The sequence below is a fragment of the Pseudomonas sp. MPB23 genome, from assembly GCF_046605395.1.
Classification (GTDB): domain Bacteria; phylum Pseudomonadota; class Gammaproteobacteria; order Pseudomonadales; family Pseudomonadaceae; genus Aquipseudomonas.
In genome coordinates this window covers 6,257,056-6,276,193 of sequence record NZ_CP176771.1, presented here as the reverse complement: position 1 = coordinate 6,276,193, position 19,138 = coordinate 6,257,056, and the positions used below count along the sequence as shown (strand labels likewise).

The window sequence follows — 19,138 nt, the reverse complement described above, 5'->3', positions numbered from 1 at the left end:
GAGTTATGAAAAGTTTGCTTGAACGCCCCGACGACCAAGCGGGGCACGAAGGCCACAGCCATGAGCATGGGGGCATCTTCGGCATGAACACCGAGTTGGTCTTCGCACTGATCTGTGGTGCGCTGCTCGGTGCCGGAGTTCTGGCCGGAAAGCTCGGGCTGATCGACAGGCTGCCGCTAGTTCTGTACGTATCTGCCTACGTGTTCGGTGGATGGTTCACCACCAAGGAGGCGATCAGCAATATCCGCCAGAAGCGCTTCGAAATCGACACGCTGATGCTGCTCGCCGCAGCGGGGGCCGCGAGCATTGGCGCCTGGGCAGAAGGTGCACTGCTGTTGTTCCTGTTCAGCCTGGGGCATTCACTGGAAAGCTATGCGATGGGCAGAGCCAAGAAAGCCATCGAGGCACTTTCCAAGCTCGCCCCTGCCACCGCCATCGTGCGGAGCACAAACGGCACGAAGGAGTTGCCTGTAGAACTCCTCGTGCCTGGCGACATTGTCATCGTACGCCCCAATGACCGTTTGCCGGCCGATGGCTTTGTGGTCGTAGGCTCTTCAAGCATCAACCAGGCTCCCGTGACTGGTGAGAGCGTCCCGGTGGACAAGCAACCAGTCGCTGATGCCGCTCTTGCCCGCAGCAAGCCGGATGCCGTGGATGCTGTGTCGAAAGTCTTCGCCGGCACCATCAATGGCGAAACCCTGATTGAGGTCGAAGTAACGCGTCGCTCCACGGAAAGCACCCTGGCGCGGGTCATCAAAATGGTCAGTGAAGCCGAGGTCAGAAAGTCGCCGACTCAACGCTTCACAGACCGTTTCCAAAGGGTGTTCGTCCCCTTGGTCCTGCTTCTGGTGGTAGGGCTGATGTGTGCTGGCATTTTCATCGATGAGCCATTCCGTGATTCGTTCTACCGTGCCATGGCGGTCTTGGTCGCAGCCAGCCCGTGTGCGCTTGCGATTGCTACACCCAGCGCCATTCTTTCCGGCATCGCCAGGGCTGCCAGAGGCGGGGTACTGATCAAGGGCGGTGCTCCGCTCGAAGAACTCGGTTCTTTGAATGCCATGGCCTTCGACAAAACCGGCACCCTGACCGAGGGGCGTCCCCGCATCACCGATGTGATACCGCTAGCCGGTACCCAGGTTCCGGACCTGCTGGCCGTCGCTATCGCAGTGGAGTCTATGAGCGACCACCCACTCGCCGCAGCTATCGTGCGCGACGGCGAGGAGATGATTGGTAGCAGGGGCAAATACCAGGCCAGGAACCTGAAAAACCTGGTTGGCCGCGGCGTACGCGCTGAGCTGGATGATCAGTTCGTCTGGATTGGCAAAGTCGAGATGTTCGGTGCCGACGCCATTCCGGCCCTTAGCAAAGCCGCCCTAGAGGCAGCAGAGCGCCTGCGCCAGTCGGGCCGCACTACCATGGTGGTGCGCCGTGCTGACAAGGATCTGGGGGTGATCGGCTTGTTGGACACCCCCCGAGAAGGAGCGAAAGAGGCACTCCAGAAACTCAGGGAAATGGGCATCGACCGCATGATCATGATTTCCGGGGACCACAACCGCGTCGCCGAAGCAGTGGGCAGGCAAGTCGGCCTGGACGAAGCGTGGGGAGATCTGATGCCAGACGACAAGGTACAGGCGATCAAGAACCTTCGCCTCAGCTCCCAAGTCGCCATGGTGGGCGACGGCGTGAATGATGCGCCTGCCATGGCCCATTCGAGCGTAGGCATCGCAATGGGGGCGGCAGGCTCCGATGTCGCCTTGGAAACGGCCGATATCGCGCTGATGGCAGACGACATCCGGCAGCTTCCCTTTGCGGTCGGCCTCAGTCGTCACACCCGCTCGATCATTCGCCAGAACCTGTTCGTCAGCCTCGGAATCGTGGCCATCCTGGTTCCCTCCACCATCATGGGCTTGAGCATCGGCGCTGCCGTTGCCATTCATGAGGGTTCCACGCTCCTTGTCGTGTTCAATGCCCTTCGCCTGTTGGCTTATCGTAAAGACGCCTGATCATTGAACGAAGCGCACAAAAAAGCCGGGAGTGCACTGAGCGCTCCCGGCTTTTTTGTGTCACCTGATTGGGGAATCAGAACACGTATTGTAGGCGAGTGATGAAGGCGTTGCCTTTGTCGTCGCCGACAGTGTTTTCGTTGTTGTCTGTGCGCACGTTGATGTAGTTGGCACTGACTTTCACCGCCTCGTTGACGTACCAGTTCACGCCGACCGTGTGGCTCTTGGCCTTGCGTTCATCGGATTGGTCCGCGGTGGCAACCAGATTGCCATCCTCGACCTTGATATCGTCGAAGCGGTAGAAAACTTCCCAGGCGCCCAGATCTTTGTTCTGTGGCTTGATGGTGTCGAATTTCGCGCCGTCGAGCTTATAAATTCGCGGTTCGCCGGTCAGCGTGTACGCCATCTGTGCGTAGTAACCCGAAGCCTTCATGTCATTGGCGGACTGATCAGCCTTCAGCTTGCGGCGAAGGTACTCAGCTTGAACGGAGAATGGACCCGTGGCCCAGGCGCCTTCAACGCCCCAGACCGAATCGTTGTCCCAAAGGCCTTCTTGCGCAGCAGCACCACCGAACAGCATGCGATTGCCGTTGGTTCCCGCATCGCCGCCGCCGTTGGTGTCTACACCGCGAACGCCCAGGCGCGAGCGTATACGGGTGTCGACGGCGCTGTCCTTGAGGTCGCGATAGGCATACTGGGCACCGACATGCAGGACATTACCGTCAGAGTGCAGCGGTGCGAAAACACCACGCACGTTGTAGCGCTTGGTGCTGTCACCGTCGGAGTCGTTGTTGGTTTCGCTGAAAACGCTACCCGACAGGTAGGCCATGTCAGCGATGGTGCTGGTCGCCTGAACACCCATGCCGGCGTTGTCGTTGATCCAGTCGGCTACGTCGTAGGAGAGGTTTCGCTCCATGGCAGTTGTCCACTTCGAGCTGGTTGCCTTCTCAAGACCGAAATCGGTGTAGAAGCGGCCGAAACGCAGCTGGACTGGGGCGAAGCCGGTGTACGTCAGGCTGGCCTCATCAAAGTAGCCATCGGAGTCGTTACCAGTGTTGCGGGACAGGTCATAGTTGACCTGGTATTTCCAGTCTCGGTACAGAGTGCCGCCGAACTCGATGTAGGCGCGACGGAAGTAGGCCGCATCTGCGGTATCGCCGTTCTTGGTGAAGACACCGTCGAATCGGCCATAGTCGGCCTGAACGCGACCGCCCAATTTGAAGCTGAATTCCTTGTCGGTGGTAGAAAGTTCAAGACCGCCCTTGGTTTTTAGAACTAGGTCAGCTCCGTCGGTAGTGACTGTTCCGGAAAATGCTTGCGAGGAAAATGTGCCTACTATTGCAGCGACCAACAGCTTTTCCCGCATGTTCGAAGAACGGATCATTGCTTGCCTCTCGTGTGTTAAGTGCTAGCAGCCGACAGATTGTTTCGCCCTGTGCCGGCCGTTATAGATCTTGAAGATAGGAGCAGGTCACGTTCGTCACCCGCTGTAACAAGATGCCTTTGTTCTAAGCACTCTGACTAGTTTGCAAGCAAAAATGACAGTTGTGTTGCTGGAGTGTTAAGGGGAGATTTTGTAACCTAACAAAATTGTCACCGAACAAGCCAATCCTTCTTATCAAAAAAGCTCTTTTTTATCAATCTGCGGATCTCCAATACCTGTGGGTTACGAATGCATGTCGATTTGATAACAAGATAGATATCTTTCTCCACTAGGTCATCCAGGAAACCCGGTATAGGAATGATGTTCCTTTCCATTTTTCTACTGTAGTCCGGCAGCACACCGATGCAAGCGCCTCCGACGACGAGGCCGCGTGACAAGTTATAGTTTTTTACCCGTGTTGTGCCTCCCTGATGCTCGGCCATTATCGAAGCCCATTTTTGTGAGTCTGCCAAGATCTCATCATCCCAAGGGACAACGAGCATGAAGTTATGCAGATCCACGTTCTCAACTGGCAGCGTGACGCTTCGTGAGTAGCGACTGGAAATAAACAGCGAATGCCCAATTCGACCAAGCCTTTCAAACCTATAGGTAGGGTTTCGATCGAGCTCGCCGTCATCATCCGGGGTGACGAAAATTATGCCTACATCAACTTCACACTCAGAGAGCATTCTCGCTGTGCACTCAGAGTGGATTTCTAGTTGCATTTCGGCATGATCCCGCACATATGCGACCAGATCGCGGTTCACGATGTCGCTGAGCACCGGCTCCGTGATCGCGATGGTAAGCCTGGGCACTTCCTTCTCGCCGGCCTTGCCGAGGCCGTCTGGGCCGAAGAGCTGGCTCAGGTAATGACTGACCCTTTCGCCTGTGCGCGTCAGAGCAAGCTTGTTGTGCTTATAGACAAATACTGGAGCACCGATGTGCTCCTCAAGCTTTTCTAGGCGTTTCCGCAAGCCTACCACCGGTACATTGAGCCCTCGGGCAGCCTGTTTGAAACTCGCACAACGTGCTGTTGCGAAAAATTCTAGCGCTAGGGATGGTCTGAAGTAGTCAGGTATTTCTGGCTGACTCCAGCCCTTGCCGATTTCAAAACGGTGATTCGGCTAAAAAACGATCAAATCATCCCCTCTTTCCGGATTTATAGCCGGCGCGAGCACCTCGCGCCGGCCATTTCCCGCATTACAGACGCACCTCTCCTGCATTCGTCAGCAAATGTCGGCGCGCCATCCACAGGTTCGACAGCGCGAACAGTGTCACCAACTGCGCGGTGTTCTTCGCCAGGCCACGGAAGCGTGTCTTCACATAACCGAACTGGCGCTTGATCACCCGGAACGGGTGCTCGACCTTGGCGCGCACCTGGGCCTTGGCCTTCTCGATCTTGCGCTTGGCTTTGTACAGCGCGCTGCGCTTACTCAGCTTCTTGTACGTACTGCGGCGGGCCGCGATCTGCCAGATCACCTCCCGGCCTTCATGTTCCGGGCGCTTCTCGACGCCGGTGTAACCCGCGTCGGCACCCACCATGTTTTCCTCACCGTGCAGCAGCTTGTCGACCTGGGTAACGTCTGCAACGTTGGCTGCCGTCCCTACCACGCTGTGCACCAGGCCGGACTCGGCATCGGCGCCGATGTGGGCCTTCATGCCGAAGTAATACTGATTGCCCTTCTTGGTCTGGTGCATTTCCGGGTCACGCTTACCGTCCTTGTTCTTGGTCGAACTCGGCGCATGGATCAGCGTGGCATCGACGATGGTGCCCTGGCGCAGCGACAGGCCCCGATCGCCCAGGTAACCATTGATCACCGCCAGAATCCCGGCCGCCAACTCGTGCTTCTCCAGCAGGCGACGGAAATTGAGGATGGTGGTTTCGTCGGGAATACGCTCTAGGTTCAGCCCGGCAAACTGGCGCAAGATTGTGGTCTCGTACAGCGCCTCCTCCATCGCCGGATCGCTGTAGCCGAACCAGTTCTGCATCAAATGTACGCGCAGCATCGCCATCAGCTGATACGCCGGACGACCACCTTCACCCTTGGGGTAGTGCGGCTCGATCAGGGCAATCAAACCCTTCCACGGCACCACCTGATCCATCTCGATCAGGAACAACTCTTTGCGGGTCTGCTTGCGCTTGCCGGCGTACTCGGCGTCGGCGAAGGTCATTTGCTTCATCGGGAAACTCGGGCAACGGGATCGGCGTATTTCACCAGATTCGGGAAGTCTTTTTCAGACCATCCCTAGCTGATCATCAATTGGCAGATCATCCAATATGTCAGGACTGTAAGAAACAGAGCCGCTTGTATATGTTTCATTTTGTGTAACCATTAGGTCCCCCTTGATGCGGGGAATTTATCTCAACGCCGCCCGGCATTCCTTATATTGTCAACATTGTAATGTGTAGGTCATGCGTGCGTTATTGGAGGCCCTTCATTGCCAAAGCGTAATTTTCAAGCAATCCTGCTGATATTATAGCCTGCTAGCCTAGCATCCCGTTTTTTTGTTCCTCGAAACATGTGTGTTTAGGTAGCGGTGCTTTTACATTTGATTCACCATTTTTTCACCTTTGCCTCCATAGGCTTCGGACATGGAAAATAAAAGCCCACCTCTTTATAGGTTACTGATTCGTTATCTAGGGATCGGATTCATAGCCACTGCAATCCATTATTTTGTGTTCCTGTTGCTGGTAGCTACAGAGATGTCTACGCCATTTCTAGCCAGTATTTTCGGCGGCCTGGTAGGCGCTATTGCAAGCTTCATAGGTAATAGGGCGTACTGTTTTAAGGCGGATGGCTTTCGGAAATTTCAGCCTCTTCGGTTTGCACTGGTCGCGCTAGCAACAAACATCGGCAACGGCGTGGGTATGTGGTTGCTCATCAAGTCGAATCTGTCACCGCTCATCTCCCAGGTCCTAGTGACTGTGACGCTCACTGCACTTGGATTCATTGCACACCGTTTCTGGACATTCAATCATGCAGACATTACATCGCTTTCCCGAGCGCCCTGATCCCTTATTAACCATAGTCGTTCCATGCTTTCAGGAAGAGGAGAGCATTCCAGAGTTCCATCAGCGCATCACCCGCGTCGTAAAGCGCCTACCTGTCTCTTGTGAGATTCTCTACATTGATGATGGAAGCAACGATCGAACTGCAAATTTGCTACGCGATTATCAGGATGGATCGGCTGTTCGTAGTCTGTTCCTCAGCCGCAACTTCGGCAAAGAGGCAGCACTGAGCGCCGGGATAGATCATGCCCGTGGCAGCGCATTAATCTTCATTGACGTCGACCTGCAGGACCCACCTGAGCTCATCCCGGCCATGGTGGATTTCTGGCAGCGTGGCTACGATGTAGTAAACATGCAGCGCAACCTTAGAACCGGTGATTCATGGTTCAAGCGTGTGAGTGCCCGGGCTTACTACTGGGTCATGCAGCGCCTGGTTGAAAAGGTTGATCTGCCCGCCGATGTCAGCGATTTCCGCCTGATCGGACCTGCTCCACTGGCGGCACTTCGAGCGCTGGATGAGCGTTCCAGAATACTCAAGGGGATGATCGGCTGGGTAGGTTTTCGCACCGTCGAGCTGCCTTACGATCGTACTGTGCGCCATGCCGGTAGCACCAAGTGGAACGCCGCTGGCCTCTTCAATTTGGCCATTGAGAGCATCGTCAGTTTCTCTCGCAAACCGCTACGCATATTCAGTCTAATCAGCTTCGGTCTATTCGTCTCCAGCATCTGCTACATGCTTGCATCGCTCGTAGCAGGCAGCTTCGACGTCCATCACCTGCTCGTCGGAATGGCTTCATTTCTGTGCATCGGAGTTGCCATGGTGGGGGAGTACCTAGGCGTGGCACTCGCAGAAGTCAAACGCCGGCCTCGCTATTTCCTGAAGAGCAACAGCAAGGCAGATCCCGTGTCGCTCCATGCTTCGGTGCCTTTGATCGAGGGTAAGAAATGCTGAATCTGAGAAAAGAGCGGCCCCTGTGGTGGATCCTGGGTTCAATTCTGGTATTGCGCTTGTTGGGTTTGGGCGTCTACCCACTGATGGACACATCGGAGGCACGCTATGCCGAAATGGCACGCAAGATGGTCGAGTTAAACGATTGGATCACGCCGATGTTCGACTACGGGGTACCGTTCTGGGGTAAGCCGCCGCTATCCTTCTGGACCCAGGCTGCGAGCATGACGGTTTTCGGGGTGAATGAGTTCGCTGCTCGATTCCCGGCCTGGCTGCTGCATCTGGGCAGCTGTTTCATCATCATCAAGCTCGGTACTCAGCAGATCTCGCGTAATGCTGGAATCTGGGCCGCCATCATCTTCTCTAGTACGACACTTGGCCTAGTCTCCAGCGGAGTCGTGCTGACTGACCCTGTTCTGTCGTTCTCGATTTTGCTCTCCAGCTATGGATTCTGGCGTTGGATGAAGTGCTCCAGCAACGCGGATGCCTACCTGATGTTCGCCGGGCTGGGCCTGGGCCTACTGGCTAAAGGTCCGCTCATTTTGGTGCTTATGGGCACGCCAGCATTCGTGTGGGTGGTTCTCTATAAAGAGTGGGGGCGAGTGCTGATACTTCCCTGGATCGGCGGCCTTGTCCTAATGCTCGGTATATCCTTGCCCTGGTATATCGCGGCCGAAATGAAAACGCCGGGGTTCATGCAATACTTTTTCGTTGGTGAACACTGGAGTCGTTACGTCGTCAGCAACTGGGCTGGAGACCTCTATGGCAGCGCTCATGCCAAGCCATACGGCACCATCTGGATTCAGCTCGGTTTGTCGCTATTGCCATGGGCTTTCTTTCTTCCTCTGCTGATTCGCAAGCGCGGATCAATGCAGCGATTCGAGGCCTACCTCTGGCTCTGGGCGCTGGCAACTCCCATATTCTTTACATTCGCCGGTAACATTCTGTGGACCTACCTGCTTCCATCTCTACCAGCCTGGGCCATGTTGTTGTCTGGACGGATCTGCGATGCAGGCCCGAAGACCACTTGGGCTGCCGCTACGAGCGCTGTAGTACTCCCAATCGTAGGTGCGGGGATCATCATTGCAGGGGTAATGGAGCAGCGACCTCAGAACCAGCGAGATGTGGTTGAAGCCTGGAGTGATTTGCAGTCAGCTCAGTCGGCTCCGCTGATCTACCCTGGCCGTCGCTCGTATTCGTCGGAGTTCTACAGCAGCGGGAAGTCAGAGAACATTCAGGATCCTGCTAAGTGGCCACGTGATAGCTCGTTCTACCTATCCAGGCGCCTGCGTGACAGCAACGCTGAACTGCCTGTCAACCTGAGCTGCGTCAAGATCACCGAAGTAAACGCCAGCCAGCTAATGCTGTGTCGTTGGAAGGACGCTCAGCAAAGTAACAACGGATTGGCTGGAGAAATTGATGCGGGAGCGTCTCGTACGGACGAAGGCTAAATTCCAGACGCAAAAAAGCCAGGTTGTACCCTGGCTTTTTTGTAAATTGCTTTCGTCATTTAGAGTCCTGTTTAACCGCCGATTAATTATCGGCTTGTTCCTTACCATCCTTGCTTTCTTTCTTTTGCTCTAGAGCGACTTGCTGTTTGTTCTGATCCGAAGAGTCATCGCTCCATAGGCGAGCCTGTTCAGTTCGAAAGTTTTCATTGAACTGTTTCGCTCTCTCGTAGCCGCCTTCGGCATAAGCGACACCCGTGAGACCAAGCAGCAGGCTGCCAATAGCGATCGATTTGACAAATTTCATTGTGAGCCTCGGTTTTTACTAGGTCCGCCTGATTAGCGGCCTTTGTTGGTTTGTAGTTTAGGAACGCGAAGCTAACGACAAGGTGAGTCAATAATTACAATTCCGTAATTTTGGCGGCCGGGATGATGCGTTAAATCTGCAAATCTGGAAGGATCATGTCTATCTCGGCATTGCTGAGGGCGATGTTAAATTTTCCCTAAAATTACAATTTTGATATCTACTTAAATAATCAGTGCGGCTTTCGGCCGCTCTCGGAGATAGCCATGAATGACATAGAGCCCTGGGCGGTTGCGATCGGTGATTTTCGTCGAAGCACTGAAAAGCTCACTGTCCAAATTGATGAGCTGACCGCTCAGACACGTACCTGCAGCGCCGTGCTGGAGAAGTCGAACGACCTTGTGGAGCAGGTCGATACTGTCGGCCGGCAGATACAAGATGAGGTGCGGAAGGCCGAGAAAGCTTGGTCGAATGCCGAAGAGGTCGCTTTGCGAGCTGCGGCAGAGGCATATTCCGCCGCGTGTCGGGGAGTCGACACGGCCATTAAACCGCTAATCGCGGAGCTTTCTACAGCGACTAAGGCTGCCAATATCTCCATTCTGGAGCTCAAGCGTGCCCCGGTTTTGGCCAAACGTTATGTGATGGTCGTGGCAACAGCGTTCTTCATCCTGGGGTTGATCAGTGTCTACACGACGATGCGTTTTATAGACACTGCTGCCAGCGTAAGCGCTCAGGAAAGGGTGAACGCGCAGTATTTCACCCAACTGTGGAGGAATGCCAATCCAGAGGAGCAGAGGATCATAAAGTCGGTGATTTTGCGATCGCCCATGGAGCCTGTGGTCCTCAGGCACTGATGCTTGCACACAAAAAAGCCCGTCAATTGACGGGCTTATGCATGTCTGCGCTGGTTAAGCAGCAGCCATTACAGGTTCTTTAAACTGGGCTTCGGGAAAGTGAAGGTGGAACCACGTGAAGTTCTCTTCGGTTACTTCCACGCTCGCCGAGCCCTGATGCAAGCTCATAATCGACTGAACGATGGCTAAGCCTAGACCGGTACCGCCCTCACTCCGTGCTCGGCTCTTGTCCACTCGATAGAAACGTTCAAACAAATGCGCATGGTGTTCCCTCGCGATCCCCCGGCCCGGGTTGCCGACACTCAATGTCGTACCGCTCGTACCGTGTTGCACCTTCACGTAGACCGTGCGGCCGCGTGGGCAGTAGCGAATAGCATTTGACACCAGGTTCGAGACGGCCCGTTGAATCATGAGACGATTACCGCGCACTACGTCCTCATTGCCAGAGATTTGCAGCTGGATCTCGCCTTCTTCTGCCGAAATGCTGAAGAGATCGCATACACGCTCAACCTCGTCGACCAGCGACACGGGTTCAAACTCCACCATGGATGCTGGGTGACTGACCTGAGCCAGGAACAGCATGTCGGAAACCATCCGGCTCATGCGGTCCAGCTCTTCTGTGCACGATTCCAGCACTTCCCGGTACTCTTGAAGCGATCGTTCTCTGGTCAAGGCAACCTGGGCCTTACCCATCAGGTTGGAAAGCGGTGCACGCAACTCGTGAGCAAGATCGTCAGAGAATTGAGAAAGCTGCTGCACACCGTCATCTAGGCGAGCCAGCATGATGTTAATGCCGTCAGCGAGCTCTTTAAGCTCTGAGGGCATTCCATCCGTTGGCAGGCGATGGTCCAGGCTCTCGGTGGAGATTTTCGAGGCAACTTTCAAGAACTTGGTCAGAGGTAGCAGTCCGCGGCGCACGGTCCACCAAGCGATGGCCAAGATCAATGCGAGGATGACGGGCGACATCATCAGGGCCCAGGTCAGCAATGCATCGAGCAGGGCCTCACTGGATGACTGGTCCATGGTCATGTAGACGCTGACTTCGGTTCCATCGGCTAAGCGCATGATACGAGAAGCGCTCAACAGTGGGCGGTCCTGGGTATCACGCCATTCATGCTCTTTAGGCTGCGCAGCCGGCTGGAACTTGTGCACCTCCAGATTGACCTGCTTTGAGCCTATCGAGAGCAAAGGTACCTGCTTTGTTGATGTATCGAATATGCTCACGTACAGGTTGTTATGGCCCATGACCAAATCAACTAGCTGGTGCGCATCCGCGTTGACGCCGGAGATATCGTTGATAGTGGACAGGTTGTGAGCCATGCCTGCCATCTTCACTTCTAGGTCTGCTCTGGCATTTCTTTCCAGCGCTTGACCCACCATCAAGTAGCCAAAGGTCGCGAACAGAAGCAGTAATGCTGCGCTCATCAACCCGACTTTGAACCCTAGCTTTGCAGCCAGGCTGAACGGACTCATGCGCGTTCCTCGAAAACGTACCCAACGCCACGAAGCGTATGAATGAGCTTGGTTTCAAACGGGTCATCGATCTTTGAGCGCAATCGCCGGATCGCAACATCGATGACGTTGGTGTCGCAGTCAAAATTCATGTCCCAGACCAGAGAGATGATCTGGGAACGAGTCAGCGCTTCACCCGTCCTGCTCATGAGCAGGTGCAGGAGCGCAAATTCTTTTGTGGTGAGATCGATGCGTGTGCCACCACGGAAAACTCGATGGCGCACGGAGTCGAGTTCCAGATCGGCAATCTTCAGCGAGCTCTTCTCGACGAGTTCATCGCCACGTCTCTGGAGAGAACGGATGCGAGCAAGCAGCTCGGGAAACTCGAAGGGCTTCACCAAGTAGTCATCCGCGCCGCCATCCAATCCCTTGAGCTTGTCGTTGATGCGACCACGGGCTGTGAGCATGATGATGCGGACCCGGCTGGATTTCCTGATGGTTTCCAGCAGATCCCATCCGTCGATACCTGGGAGGTTCACATCGAGGAGAACCAACGAATAGACATTGACGTTGAATAGGTGAAGGGCATCAACACCGTTGTGCACAATGTCTACGACATACCCGCTTTCGGATAGGCCCTGCTGAAGATATTCCGCAGTTTTAATTTCGTCTTCGACAACTAGAACGCGCATGACTTATCTCAAGGTGTGAAGAAGGAATTGGCCAATCCGCCAAGAGGTTTGCAGGCTGTTTAAAGGTTCGGCTGAGTGCATGGCATGCGGTAGTCGCTACCTCTGTCCATACGCCGTGGTCACCTGAGGACGCTTGAATCTTAACGCGAAGAAGCTGGCCGTGGCGAAATCCTACAAATTTGTAATGTAGCCGTAAGATTGCTGACAGTCATACCGGCATACCCTTTGAGCTTAGCGGATTCAGCGGCCTTCAGCCGGTTGAGCACTCAGTAGCTGGCATGTGAATTCGGTCGTAAAAGGCGGCATTTCTGCCAAGCCGTTCTGTTTTGCCAGGAAAATTCCTTGGGGAGCTACCAAGAGCTCGTTGCCAACCACCGATCAGTGGCATCGCAGGATGCGCTGCGCTGCGCGCGGCTATGATTTCTTGATCCGTCGAAAGTGCAGATAATTACTTTACAATCTATTACATGTCCAAATTGTAATTTCACAATCATCTTGTCGTTAGCCGCCTTTGCTAGTTTTAGTACAGCACACAGGCAGCGCTGCTTTGGAGTCGTCTCATCCGGAGCAGCATGGCGGGAGTAACGAAACCCTGCTCACGCCAATGCATTCACCTTGGAACCATACGCTCCTTTGGTAAGGTGAATTTTAGCGCCCGCCGTGGGCGCTTTTTTATTAATGGACTTCTCATGAAAACCACTAGATCTGCAATTGCCGTATTCATGCTCTTCTCTGTGCTGTCGACAGATGCTCTAAGTAGCGTGCAGATCAATGAGGATCTTGAGCAGTCTGCTCGGCAGGCTACAGAGCGCTATGCACAGAGCGTGAAGAAGCCCATGCCAGAGCTTGAAGACTACACCTATGGCATGAATCTGGACGTTGGGAAGTTGGTGTACGTGTCGCCCAACGTGCGGTACTGCGGCAACGTGAAAAGCATGATGGCCTACGAGGACTCGAAGGGCGAATTGCACATGGTTCGCTACCTGGTGAAAGGCGAGTGCGTTAATAGTCGGTGAGCGGCCACCCACTTGCTGCCCCCGGCGCTTAGCTCACAGCAACTCGATGCCAAAACGACGTAGCAGCAGAGCAAAGCCCCCAAAACTTACCATGGTGATGATGATGCTGATGATAAGCGTCGGCCAAAAGTCCAGTTTGGGCAGCAGCACCGGAAAAGTGATAAACATTGGCAGGGTTGGAAGGACGTACCAGAACGTATACCAGGCATGATTAGCTATCTTTTCCATACTCTGGTTTTCCAAGTACAGCCAGATCAGCGTCATGACCGTGACCAGAGGCAGAGCGGCAACTAGGCCACCCAGCTTGTCGCTACGTTTTGCCAGCTCTGATACTAGAATCACTATTCCGGCAGTGACTAAGTACTTCGTGATGATCCAAGCCATTGCTGAACCTCCTAGGGGCACTCGAGAGAGTCTGTCGGAATCTTCCCAAGGCGCTCACGAAGTGCTCCTGCCGTTTTGACGCCTATCATTCCCGATCTTTCCTTTACGACACCACTCTCTCTGTTTGAAGAGTGGTGCGTTGACCAGGTGGTTACCAACCGATCAGTGCGACGGTAACGGCATGCTCTGGTGGAAAGCTGCGCGCTCGATCTGAATGGTGCAGTGGTGGATTTCGAACGCATCGCTGACCGCTTCCACGACGCCCGCCAGCACGGCATCTCCATCTGCTGTGTCACCCACTACTACGTGCGAAGTCATCACGTTGCTGCCGCTACTGACGGCCCAAACGTGCAAATCGTGTACATCAGTGACGCCATCAACGTTGCGGATGGTGGTCTCGATTGCCGCGACGTCAAGCCCCCTTGGGACACCCTCCATGAGGATGCCCAGGCTCTCGCGAAGCAGCTGCCATGTCCGCGGCAGTACCCAGAGGCCGATTGCAACAGCGACAATCGTGTCGACCCAGGTCCAGCCAGTGAAGCGGATAATGAGAGCCGCGATGATTACGCCCAACGATCCGAGCATGTCGCTCCAAACTTCGAGGTAAGCCCCTTTGACATTGAGGCTCTCGTTGCTGGCAGATGCCAGAAGACGCATCGAAATAAGGTTGATGATCAGGCCAGCGATCGCGATCCACATCATCGCGCCAGTGGCGATCTCCGTCGGCATGAAGAAGCGTTGGTAGGCTTCGTACAAGATGTACATTGCCACCAGGAAGAGCAGGACTGCGTTGAGCGTGGAGGCCAGGATCTCCAACCGCGCATAGCCAAAGGTTCGTTTTTGATCCGCCGGCCGCTTGGCTATCTGGAGCGCAATCAGCGATATCGCCAAGGCGGCGGTGTCAGTGAACATGTGAGATGCATCCGACAGCAGCGCCAAGCTGCCGGTTATCCATGCACCGATTACTTCAGCAATCATAAAGCTGCCAGTCAGGGCCAATGCCATGACTAGCTTCTTCTGATGTCCCTCACGTACTGCTGCACTGCCATGATCATGATTCGATCCCACGTATTTCTCCTTGCGCAGGGGGGTGGTCGCGTTGGCTTACCAGGGTGGCCAGGCGCTAAGGCGTGGCTTGGCCGCACTGGCTGCAGAATTTCGCTCCTGACGTCAGCGAGGAGCCGCAGGCCTTGCAGCCACTCGATAGTGGTGTTCCGCAGTTTAGACAAAAGCGCGCAGATGGGGCGTTAGCGGTCCGGCACTGCCTGCAAGGCTGCAGATCAGTGATTGGGGCTTGGGATATTGCCCGCCCACTGTCAATTACCCGGTCATTGCCGTCGCAGCTCTGCTGCTGGTCATAGCGGTCATGCCGATCGCTCCCGTGCCCACCACTGTGGTGCTTACCACCGCCGTGGTTTCCCCGGCCGTGGTGGCCGCCCAAGATGTTCTTGAAAAAGCTCATGGTGTTCGTCCCTCATTGATAAGTGACATAAGCACGGGCAAAAGTTAAGGAAGTGTTCTGCTCGCGAGAAAGACTTCTAAATTGAAGTAAAAGTTCAAAATGAGCGTACGACAAAACAAGCCCATTTTGTTTATGAAATTTAATTTAATTCGCTGGGTGGCACTAACCACACAGCAGTCGAACGTGTCCGATTTTTTATCATAGCCTGGTCGATCACAATCAAAAAAGCCATTGCTGCGATTCTGACAGCATTGTAATCACGAGGTCATCGTGTCGTTATCGTGTTCCGGAAATAATGCGCCTAGCGAGAGTTTACTTCTCATTCAATTCTTTTGCCTCAAACATCCTAAGCGCCCTTAAGCCATAGGGCTCGGGGTCTCTGGCGCTCCGCACGCCCACCTTCGCACAGTATCTGTCGATGGTTTGCCTGGTAGCTACCGAGGATTCCATAGCCATGCGTCATGGATCAGCAGCCTCCTAGAGTTTGATAATGACACCTTCGAAATCCATTGTTCACACCCTGTTCAGTAGATTGATCTTTGCTATTCGCAGTACTCGACAAAAAGGCATCAGCACCAATCTGCTCATCGGGCTGGTAACTCTTTGGTTGTTGCTATTTACGAACGCTGAGCTTTGGCGTGTTCTTACGCGGCTGATTTTCAATGCCGATGAAGTTAATTGGCTGCTCGCGAGTAGCCTGCCAGTTGTTGTGTTTGCTTGGGTGTTTACCATACTCAGTCTGCTGTCATGGGCACGGCTCGCCAAACCGCTACTGTGCCTGATCCTGATCAGTGCGGCTTTCGCCAGCTACTTCATGAATGCTTACGGCATCGTCATTGATTACACCATGTTCACCAACGTCGTGGAGACCGACGTCAGTGAGGTCTCCGAGCTACTGAACTGGAAGCTCGGCCTCTGGGTGGCAATGGTAGGGGGATTGCCCGTTTACCTGATCAGTCAGGTGCCGCTCCGACGTAAGCCCTGGATCAAAGCGTTGGCCAGTAGACTCATTGTCCTTTCGCTTGCCCTAGTCACCCTTGCCGGCATTGTGCTGAGCCAATACCAGTCTTATGCGTCCTTGCTGCGCAACAACCGGGAGATTCGGCTCATTCTGGTTCCCACCAACCTGTTTGCGGCCAGTCATGGCTACCTGAAACGTCAGTTGGCCACGCCGAAAGAACTGACCACCATCGGTACCGATGCAGTAGTGAAAAGGCAGGGAGCAGCTCGCAAACCCAAGCTGCTGGTGCTGGCAGTGGGGGAGACAGCACGCTCTGCCAACTTCTCCCTCAATGGCTACTCCCGTGATACGAATCCGGAACTGAAAAAACGCAATGTCATAAGCTTCTCAAATGTGAGTTCCTGCGGCACCGCCACCGCGGTATCACTGCCGTGCATGTTCCTGGACGTCGGCAAGGATGAGTACAAGGACGGCTTGGCCAAGAGCCGAGAAGGGCTACTCGATGTGCTTCAGCGCGCAGGCATCAGCGTAATGTGGACTGACAACAATTCGGGCTGTAAAGGGGTCTGTGACCGGGTGCCTAACCACAAGGCTACCCAACATGCGGATGCTCAGCTGTGCACCAGCGACGAGTGCAAGGACGGGGTGCTGCTCTCGGAAATGGAGGACTTCATCAACCGTCAGGAAGGCGATGCTGTCCTGGTGCTCCACTACAAAGGCAGCCACGGCCCAGCCTACTACAAGCGATATCCCTCGCAGTTCAAGAAATTCGAGCCGGTCTGCGAGACCAATGAGCTCGACAAATGTAAGCAGCAGGAGGTGATCAATGCCTACGACAACTCGATCCTCTACACCGACTACGTAACGGCCGGGCTGATCGACATCCTGGCTGCGAACACCAAATTCGACACTGCGCTCATGTACGTCTCGGATCATGGGGAGTCACTGGGAGAGGGTGGCCTCTACCTACATGGGCTGCCCTATGCGATGGCCCCGGACGAGCAAACCAAGGTGCCAATGGTGCTCTGGATGTCTGACTCTATCGCGAAGAGCGAACGGCTGAATATGGGCTGCTTGAAAGCCCAGACAAACTCGCCATTGAGCCATGACAACCTGTTCCACACGGTGCTCGGGATGATGAGCGTCCAGACATCCTCGTATCGCTCAGCCCTAGACTTCACTGCCCCTTGCAAGCCCTTGGCCGGAAGCACGTACTCCGGCCTCTGAATGCTCGAAGTGCGATTGAAATACTCGCTCGTATCAGCTGCAATATTCAATTGGAGAGCAGAAAAGTCAGTTGAATCTGGTTGCCCAGGTTTTGCTCGCTGTGAATGTCGACCTTGCCACCGCAGTGTTCCACGATCCGTTTGTACCGCGAGCGATGCGCCTGCAGTGTACGTTCAAGCAATTCGGGCCAATCAAGCGCATTGACCAGTGTTGAGACCTAGGCTGGCATCTCGGTTGCTGCCGTTCTAGTCATGGGTAACCTGGGTCGCAGCAGGTGGCGACTGAGCGTAATCGACCTATGAAGCGGCCGGTCGACAACGACCGCTGTGGGTCCAGGCTGTGTGAAAACGCAGTAAATACATCGAAAACTCAGAGTCGAGCTGACTGCCTGTGGAATCAGCACGCGAGAGCGCGAATAGCCTCACCCAGCGAAAAAGACGTTTGCAGCGCTATATGGGCCGCGTCAGCGGCCCATATAGCTGTTTGCGGGCCAGCAAACAGCGGGGTTTACGCCCTGATCGCCTCAAGTAACCCTGCGATGCCGAAGATGCTCATCATTCGTTTGAGGTTGTAGGCGAGCACGTGAAGGCTCATTTCGGTGCTTACCCTCGGCAGGGTTTTGGTCAGGAAGTGGGTACTTCCCATCCAGAATTTGAGCGTGCCAAAGGGATGCTCCACCGTCTGCCGGCGAACCTTCATCTTCCCCGGATCATGCTCCAATCGAATCTGCACTCCTTCGACTACGGCTTCATGCTCCCAGCGCTTTAATCGCCGCTCTTTACCGGTCGTACACTGCTTCTGCATCGAGCAGCTCTGGCATCCTGAAAACCAGTAGCAGTGCAGTAGCATGCCGTCTTCCACTGAGGAATGCCGGCGCGTCAGCAACTGACCCGCAGGGCATCGATATTCGTCCGAAGCAGCCATGTAGATGAAGTCCTGCTTGCCGAATCGGCCTTCCGCTTTGCTGCTCGATGTCAGTGGTTTAGGTACAAAGGTGGTGATGCCAGCTTGCTCGCAAGCAAGGATTTCCGGGCCTTTGTAATAGCCTCTATCAGCAACCACCGTCAGCGCCTCAACACCGATTTCTTCCCGTGCCTGGTTAGCCATATTGCTCAGTTGCCCGCGATCATTACCAACGTTGGTCACCTCATGGGCAATGATCAGATGGTGTTTGTCGTCGACTGCTGTTTGTACGTTGTACCCAACTGTGCCGGAGCCTCGGCCGCTTGTGGCCATTGAACGGGCATCTGGATCGGTAAGCGAGATTTGCTGATCGGGACTGGCTTGAAGCTGCGCCTCGATGTCCTTGAGTTTTTGCATCTGCTGTTTCAGTTTTTCGACTTTGTCTTTCAACCGCTCAGTCTTGGCCTCGGCCACTTCCGGCGCTGCCCGATCCGCTGAATCCATTGCCGCTAGATAGCGGTCGATGCTCTGCTCGATCTGCTGCATGCGCGCCTTCACTTTGCCTTGAGTGAAATTGCGGTCGCGGTTATTCACGGCTTTGAATTTGCTGCCGTCGATGGCGATGATCGATTGGGAGAAGAGATTGAGGTTGCGGCAAAGTACAACGAACTGCCGGCAGACACTGCGAATGGCTTTACCATTGTCTCGGCGAAAGTCGGCAATCGTTTTGAAGTCAGGCGCCAATCGGCCTGTCAGCCACATCAGCTCGACATTACGCTCGGCCTCACGCTCAAGCCGGCGGCTGGACTGAATTCGGTTGAGATAGCCGTAGATGTAGATTTTTAGCAGCACTGCTGGATGGTAAGCCGGACGACCCGTTGCCGCAGGATCGACACCCTCGAACCCGAGTGTTCCAAGGTCGAGTTCATCGACAAAAACGTCGACTACCCGAACTGGGTTTTCTTCGGTGATGTAGTCGTCCAGGCACTCCGGCAGCAACGTGACTTGCGTCCGAGACTCACCTTCAATGAATCGCTTCATGATCGTCCC

The 19,138-nt window shown here is 54.6% G+C and carries 17 protein-coding genes; 7 read left to right on the top strand and 10 right to left on the bottom strand.

Annotation, left to right across the window (positions count from 1 at the left end; translation table 11 throughout):
- The first annotated feature begins 5 nt into the window (after positions 1–5).
- Positions 6–2,003 carry a heavy metal translocating P-type ATPase gene (locus tag ACLH0J_RS28550; RefSeq protein ID WP_034137072.1) on the top strand — a complete coding sequence of 666 codons (1,998 nt, stop codon included), beginning with the start codon at positions 6–8 and terminating at the stop codon, positions 2,001–2,003.
- A gap of 76 nt (positions 2,004–2,079) precedes the next feature.
- Here the strand turns inward: ACLH0J_RS28550 and ACLH0J_RS28545 are convergent, their stop codons facing one another.
- The 3 genes from ACLH0J_RS28545 to ACLH0J_RS28535 all read right to left on the bottom strand — a co-directional run bounded on the left by ACLH0J_RS28545 (position 2,080) and on the right by ACLH0J_RS28535 (position 5,607).
- Positions 2,080–3,387 carry an OprO/OprP family phosphate-selective porin gene (locus tag ACLH0J_RS28545; protein WP_034137073.1) on the bottom strand — a complete coding sequence of 436 codons (1,308 nt, stop codon included), beginning with the start codon at positions 3,385–3,387 and terminating at the stop codon, positions 2,080–2,082.
- Between the two features lie 209 nt (positions 3,388–3,596).
- Positions 3,597–4,505 (bottom strand): LysR substrate-binding domain-containing protein, encoded by a 909-nt coding sequence (locus ACLH0J_RS28540; RefSeq protein ID WP_411392904.1) that lies wholly within the window; start codon positions 4,503–4,505, stop codon positions 3,597–3,599.
- Positions 4,506–4,626: 121 nt separating this feature from the next.
- Positions 4,627–5,607, bottom strand: coding sequence for an IS5-like element ISPst5 family transposase (locus ACLH0J_RS28535; RefSeq protein ID WP_014819555.1), 981 nt, complete (start codon positions 5,605–5,607; stop codon positions 4,627–4,629).
- A 412-nt stretch (positions 5,608–6,019) separates the two neighbouring features.
- On the opposite strand from ACLH0J_RS28535, the gene ACLH0J_RS28530 reads away from it, so the two are divergent.
- Genes ACLH0J_RS28530 through ACLH0J_RS28520 form a run of 3 tightly spaced genes read left to right on the top strand, consistent with a single transcriptional unit; the run spans position 6,020 to position 8,836 of the window.
- Complete coding sequence (locus ACLH0J_RS28530) at positions 6,020–6,439, top strand: GtrA family protein (protein ID WP_080889212.1); 420 nt, start codon at positions 6,020–6,022, stop codon at positions 6,437–6,439.
- On the top strand, positions 6,405–7,388 hold the full coding sequence (locus tag ACLH0J_RS28525; RefSeq protein ID WP_059395180.1) for a glycosyltransferase family 2 protein: 984 nt from the start codon (positions 6,405–6,407) through the stop codon (positions 7,386–7,388). Before ACLH0J_RS28530 ends, ACLH0J_RS28525 begins: the two co-directional genes overlap by 35 nt.
- A complete protein-coding gene (locus ACLH0J_RS28520; RefSeq protein WP_059395179.1) occupies positions 7,382–8,836 on the top strand; it encodes an ArnT family glycosyltransferase in 1,455 nt (484 codons plus the stop codon). The genes ACLH0J_RS28525 and ACLH0J_RS28520 overlap by 7 nt, the downstream gene beginning before the upstream one ends.
- Positions 8,837–8,918: 82 nt before the next feature.
- Here ACLH0J_RS28520 and ACLH0J_RS28515 read toward each other — a convergent pair whose 3' ends face one another.
- Positions 8,919–9,140 (bottom strand): hypothetical protein, encoded by a 222-nt coding sequence (locus tag ACLH0J_RS28515; RefSeq protein ID WP_115147432.1) that lies wholly within the window; start codon positions 9,138–9,140, stop codon positions 8,919–8,921.
- A 263-nt stretch (positions 9,141–9,403) separates the two neighbouring features.
- Between ACLH0J_RS28515 and ACLH0J_RS28510 the strand changes: the two genes are divergently transcribed.
- Positions 9,404–9,991 carry a hypothetical protein gene (locus tag ACLH0J_RS28510; protein WP_059395177.1) on the top strand — a complete coding sequence of 196 codons (588 nt, stop codon included), beginning with the start codon at positions 9,404–9,406 and terminating at the stop codon, positions 9,989–9,991.
- Positions 9,992–10,045: 54 nt separating this feature from the next.
- On the opposite strand, the gene ACLH0J_RS28505 is transcribed toward ACLH0J_RS28510, so the two are convergent.
- Positions 10,046–11,464: a heavy metal sensor histidine kinase gene (locus ACLH0J_RS28505; RefSeq protein WP_034138162.1), complete on the bottom strand. Its 1,419-nt coding sequence runs from the start codon at positions 11,462–11,464 to the stop codon at positions 10,046–10,048.
- A complete protein-coding gene (locus ACLH0J_RS28500) occupies positions 11,461–12,135 on the bottom strand; it encodes a heavy metal response regulator transcription factor (protein ID WP_034138161.1) in 675 nt (224 codons plus the stop codon). The genes ACLH0J_RS28505 and ACLH0J_RS28500 overlap by 4 nt, the downstream gene beginning before the upstream one ends.
- 689 nt (positions 12,136–12,824) lie before the next feature.
- Here ACLH0J_RS28500 and ACLH0J_RS28495 point away from each other — a divergent pair.
- A complete protein-coding gene (locus ACLH0J_RS28495) occupies positions 12,825–13,151 on the top strand; it encodes a DUF2790 domain-containing protein (protein WP_034138160.1) in 327 nt (108 codons plus the stop codon).
- 33 nt (positions 13,152–13,184) lie between these two features.
- On the opposite strand, the gene ACLH0J_RS28490 is transcribed toward ACLH0J_RS28495, so the two are convergent.
- The 3 genes from ACLH0J_RS28490 to ACLH0J_RS28480 all read right to left on the bottom strand — a co-directional run bounded on the left by ACLH0J_RS28490 (position 13,185) and on the right by ACLH0J_RS28480 (position 14,997).
- Positions 13,185–13,535 (bottom strand): DUF3147 family protein, encoded by a 351-nt coding sequence (locus ACLH0J_RS28490; RefSeq protein ID WP_034138159.1) that lies wholly within the window; start codon positions 13,533–13,535, stop codon positions 13,185–13,187.
- Between the two features lie 162 nt (positions 13,536–13,697).
- Entirely contained in the window at positions 13,698–14,603 is a 906-nt protein-coding gene (locus tag ACLH0J_RS28485; RefSeq protein WP_034138158.1) for a cation diffusion facilitator family transporter, read from the bottom strand.
- 55 nt (positions 14,604–14,658) lie between these two features.
- Positions 14,659–14,997, bottom strand: coding sequence for a zinc ribbon domain-containing protein (locus ACLH0J_RS28480; RefSeq protein ID WP_080761431.1), 339 nt, complete (start codon positions 14,995–14,997; stop codon positions 14,659–14,661).
- A 490-nt stretch (positions 14,998–15,487) separates the two neighbouring features.
- On the opposite strand from ACLH0J_RS28480, the gene ACLH0J_RS28475 reads away from it, so the two are divergent.
- Positions 15,488–17,185 carry a phosphoethanolamine transferase gene (locus ACLH0J_RS28475; protein ID WP_034138157.1) on the top strand — a complete coding sequence of 566 codons (1,698 nt, stop codon included), beginning with the start codon at positions 15,488–15,490 and terminating at the stop codon, positions 17,183–17,185.
- 507 nt (positions 17,186–17,692) lie between these two features.
- Here the strand turns inward: ACLH0J_RS28475 and ACLH0J_RS28470 are convergent.
- Entirely contained in the window at positions 17,693–19,129 is a 1,437-nt protein-coding gene (locus tag ACLH0J_RS28470) for an IS1182 family transposase (protein ID WP_411390057.1), read from the bottom strand.
- Between the last annotated feature and the right edge of the window lie 9 nt (positions 19,130–19,138).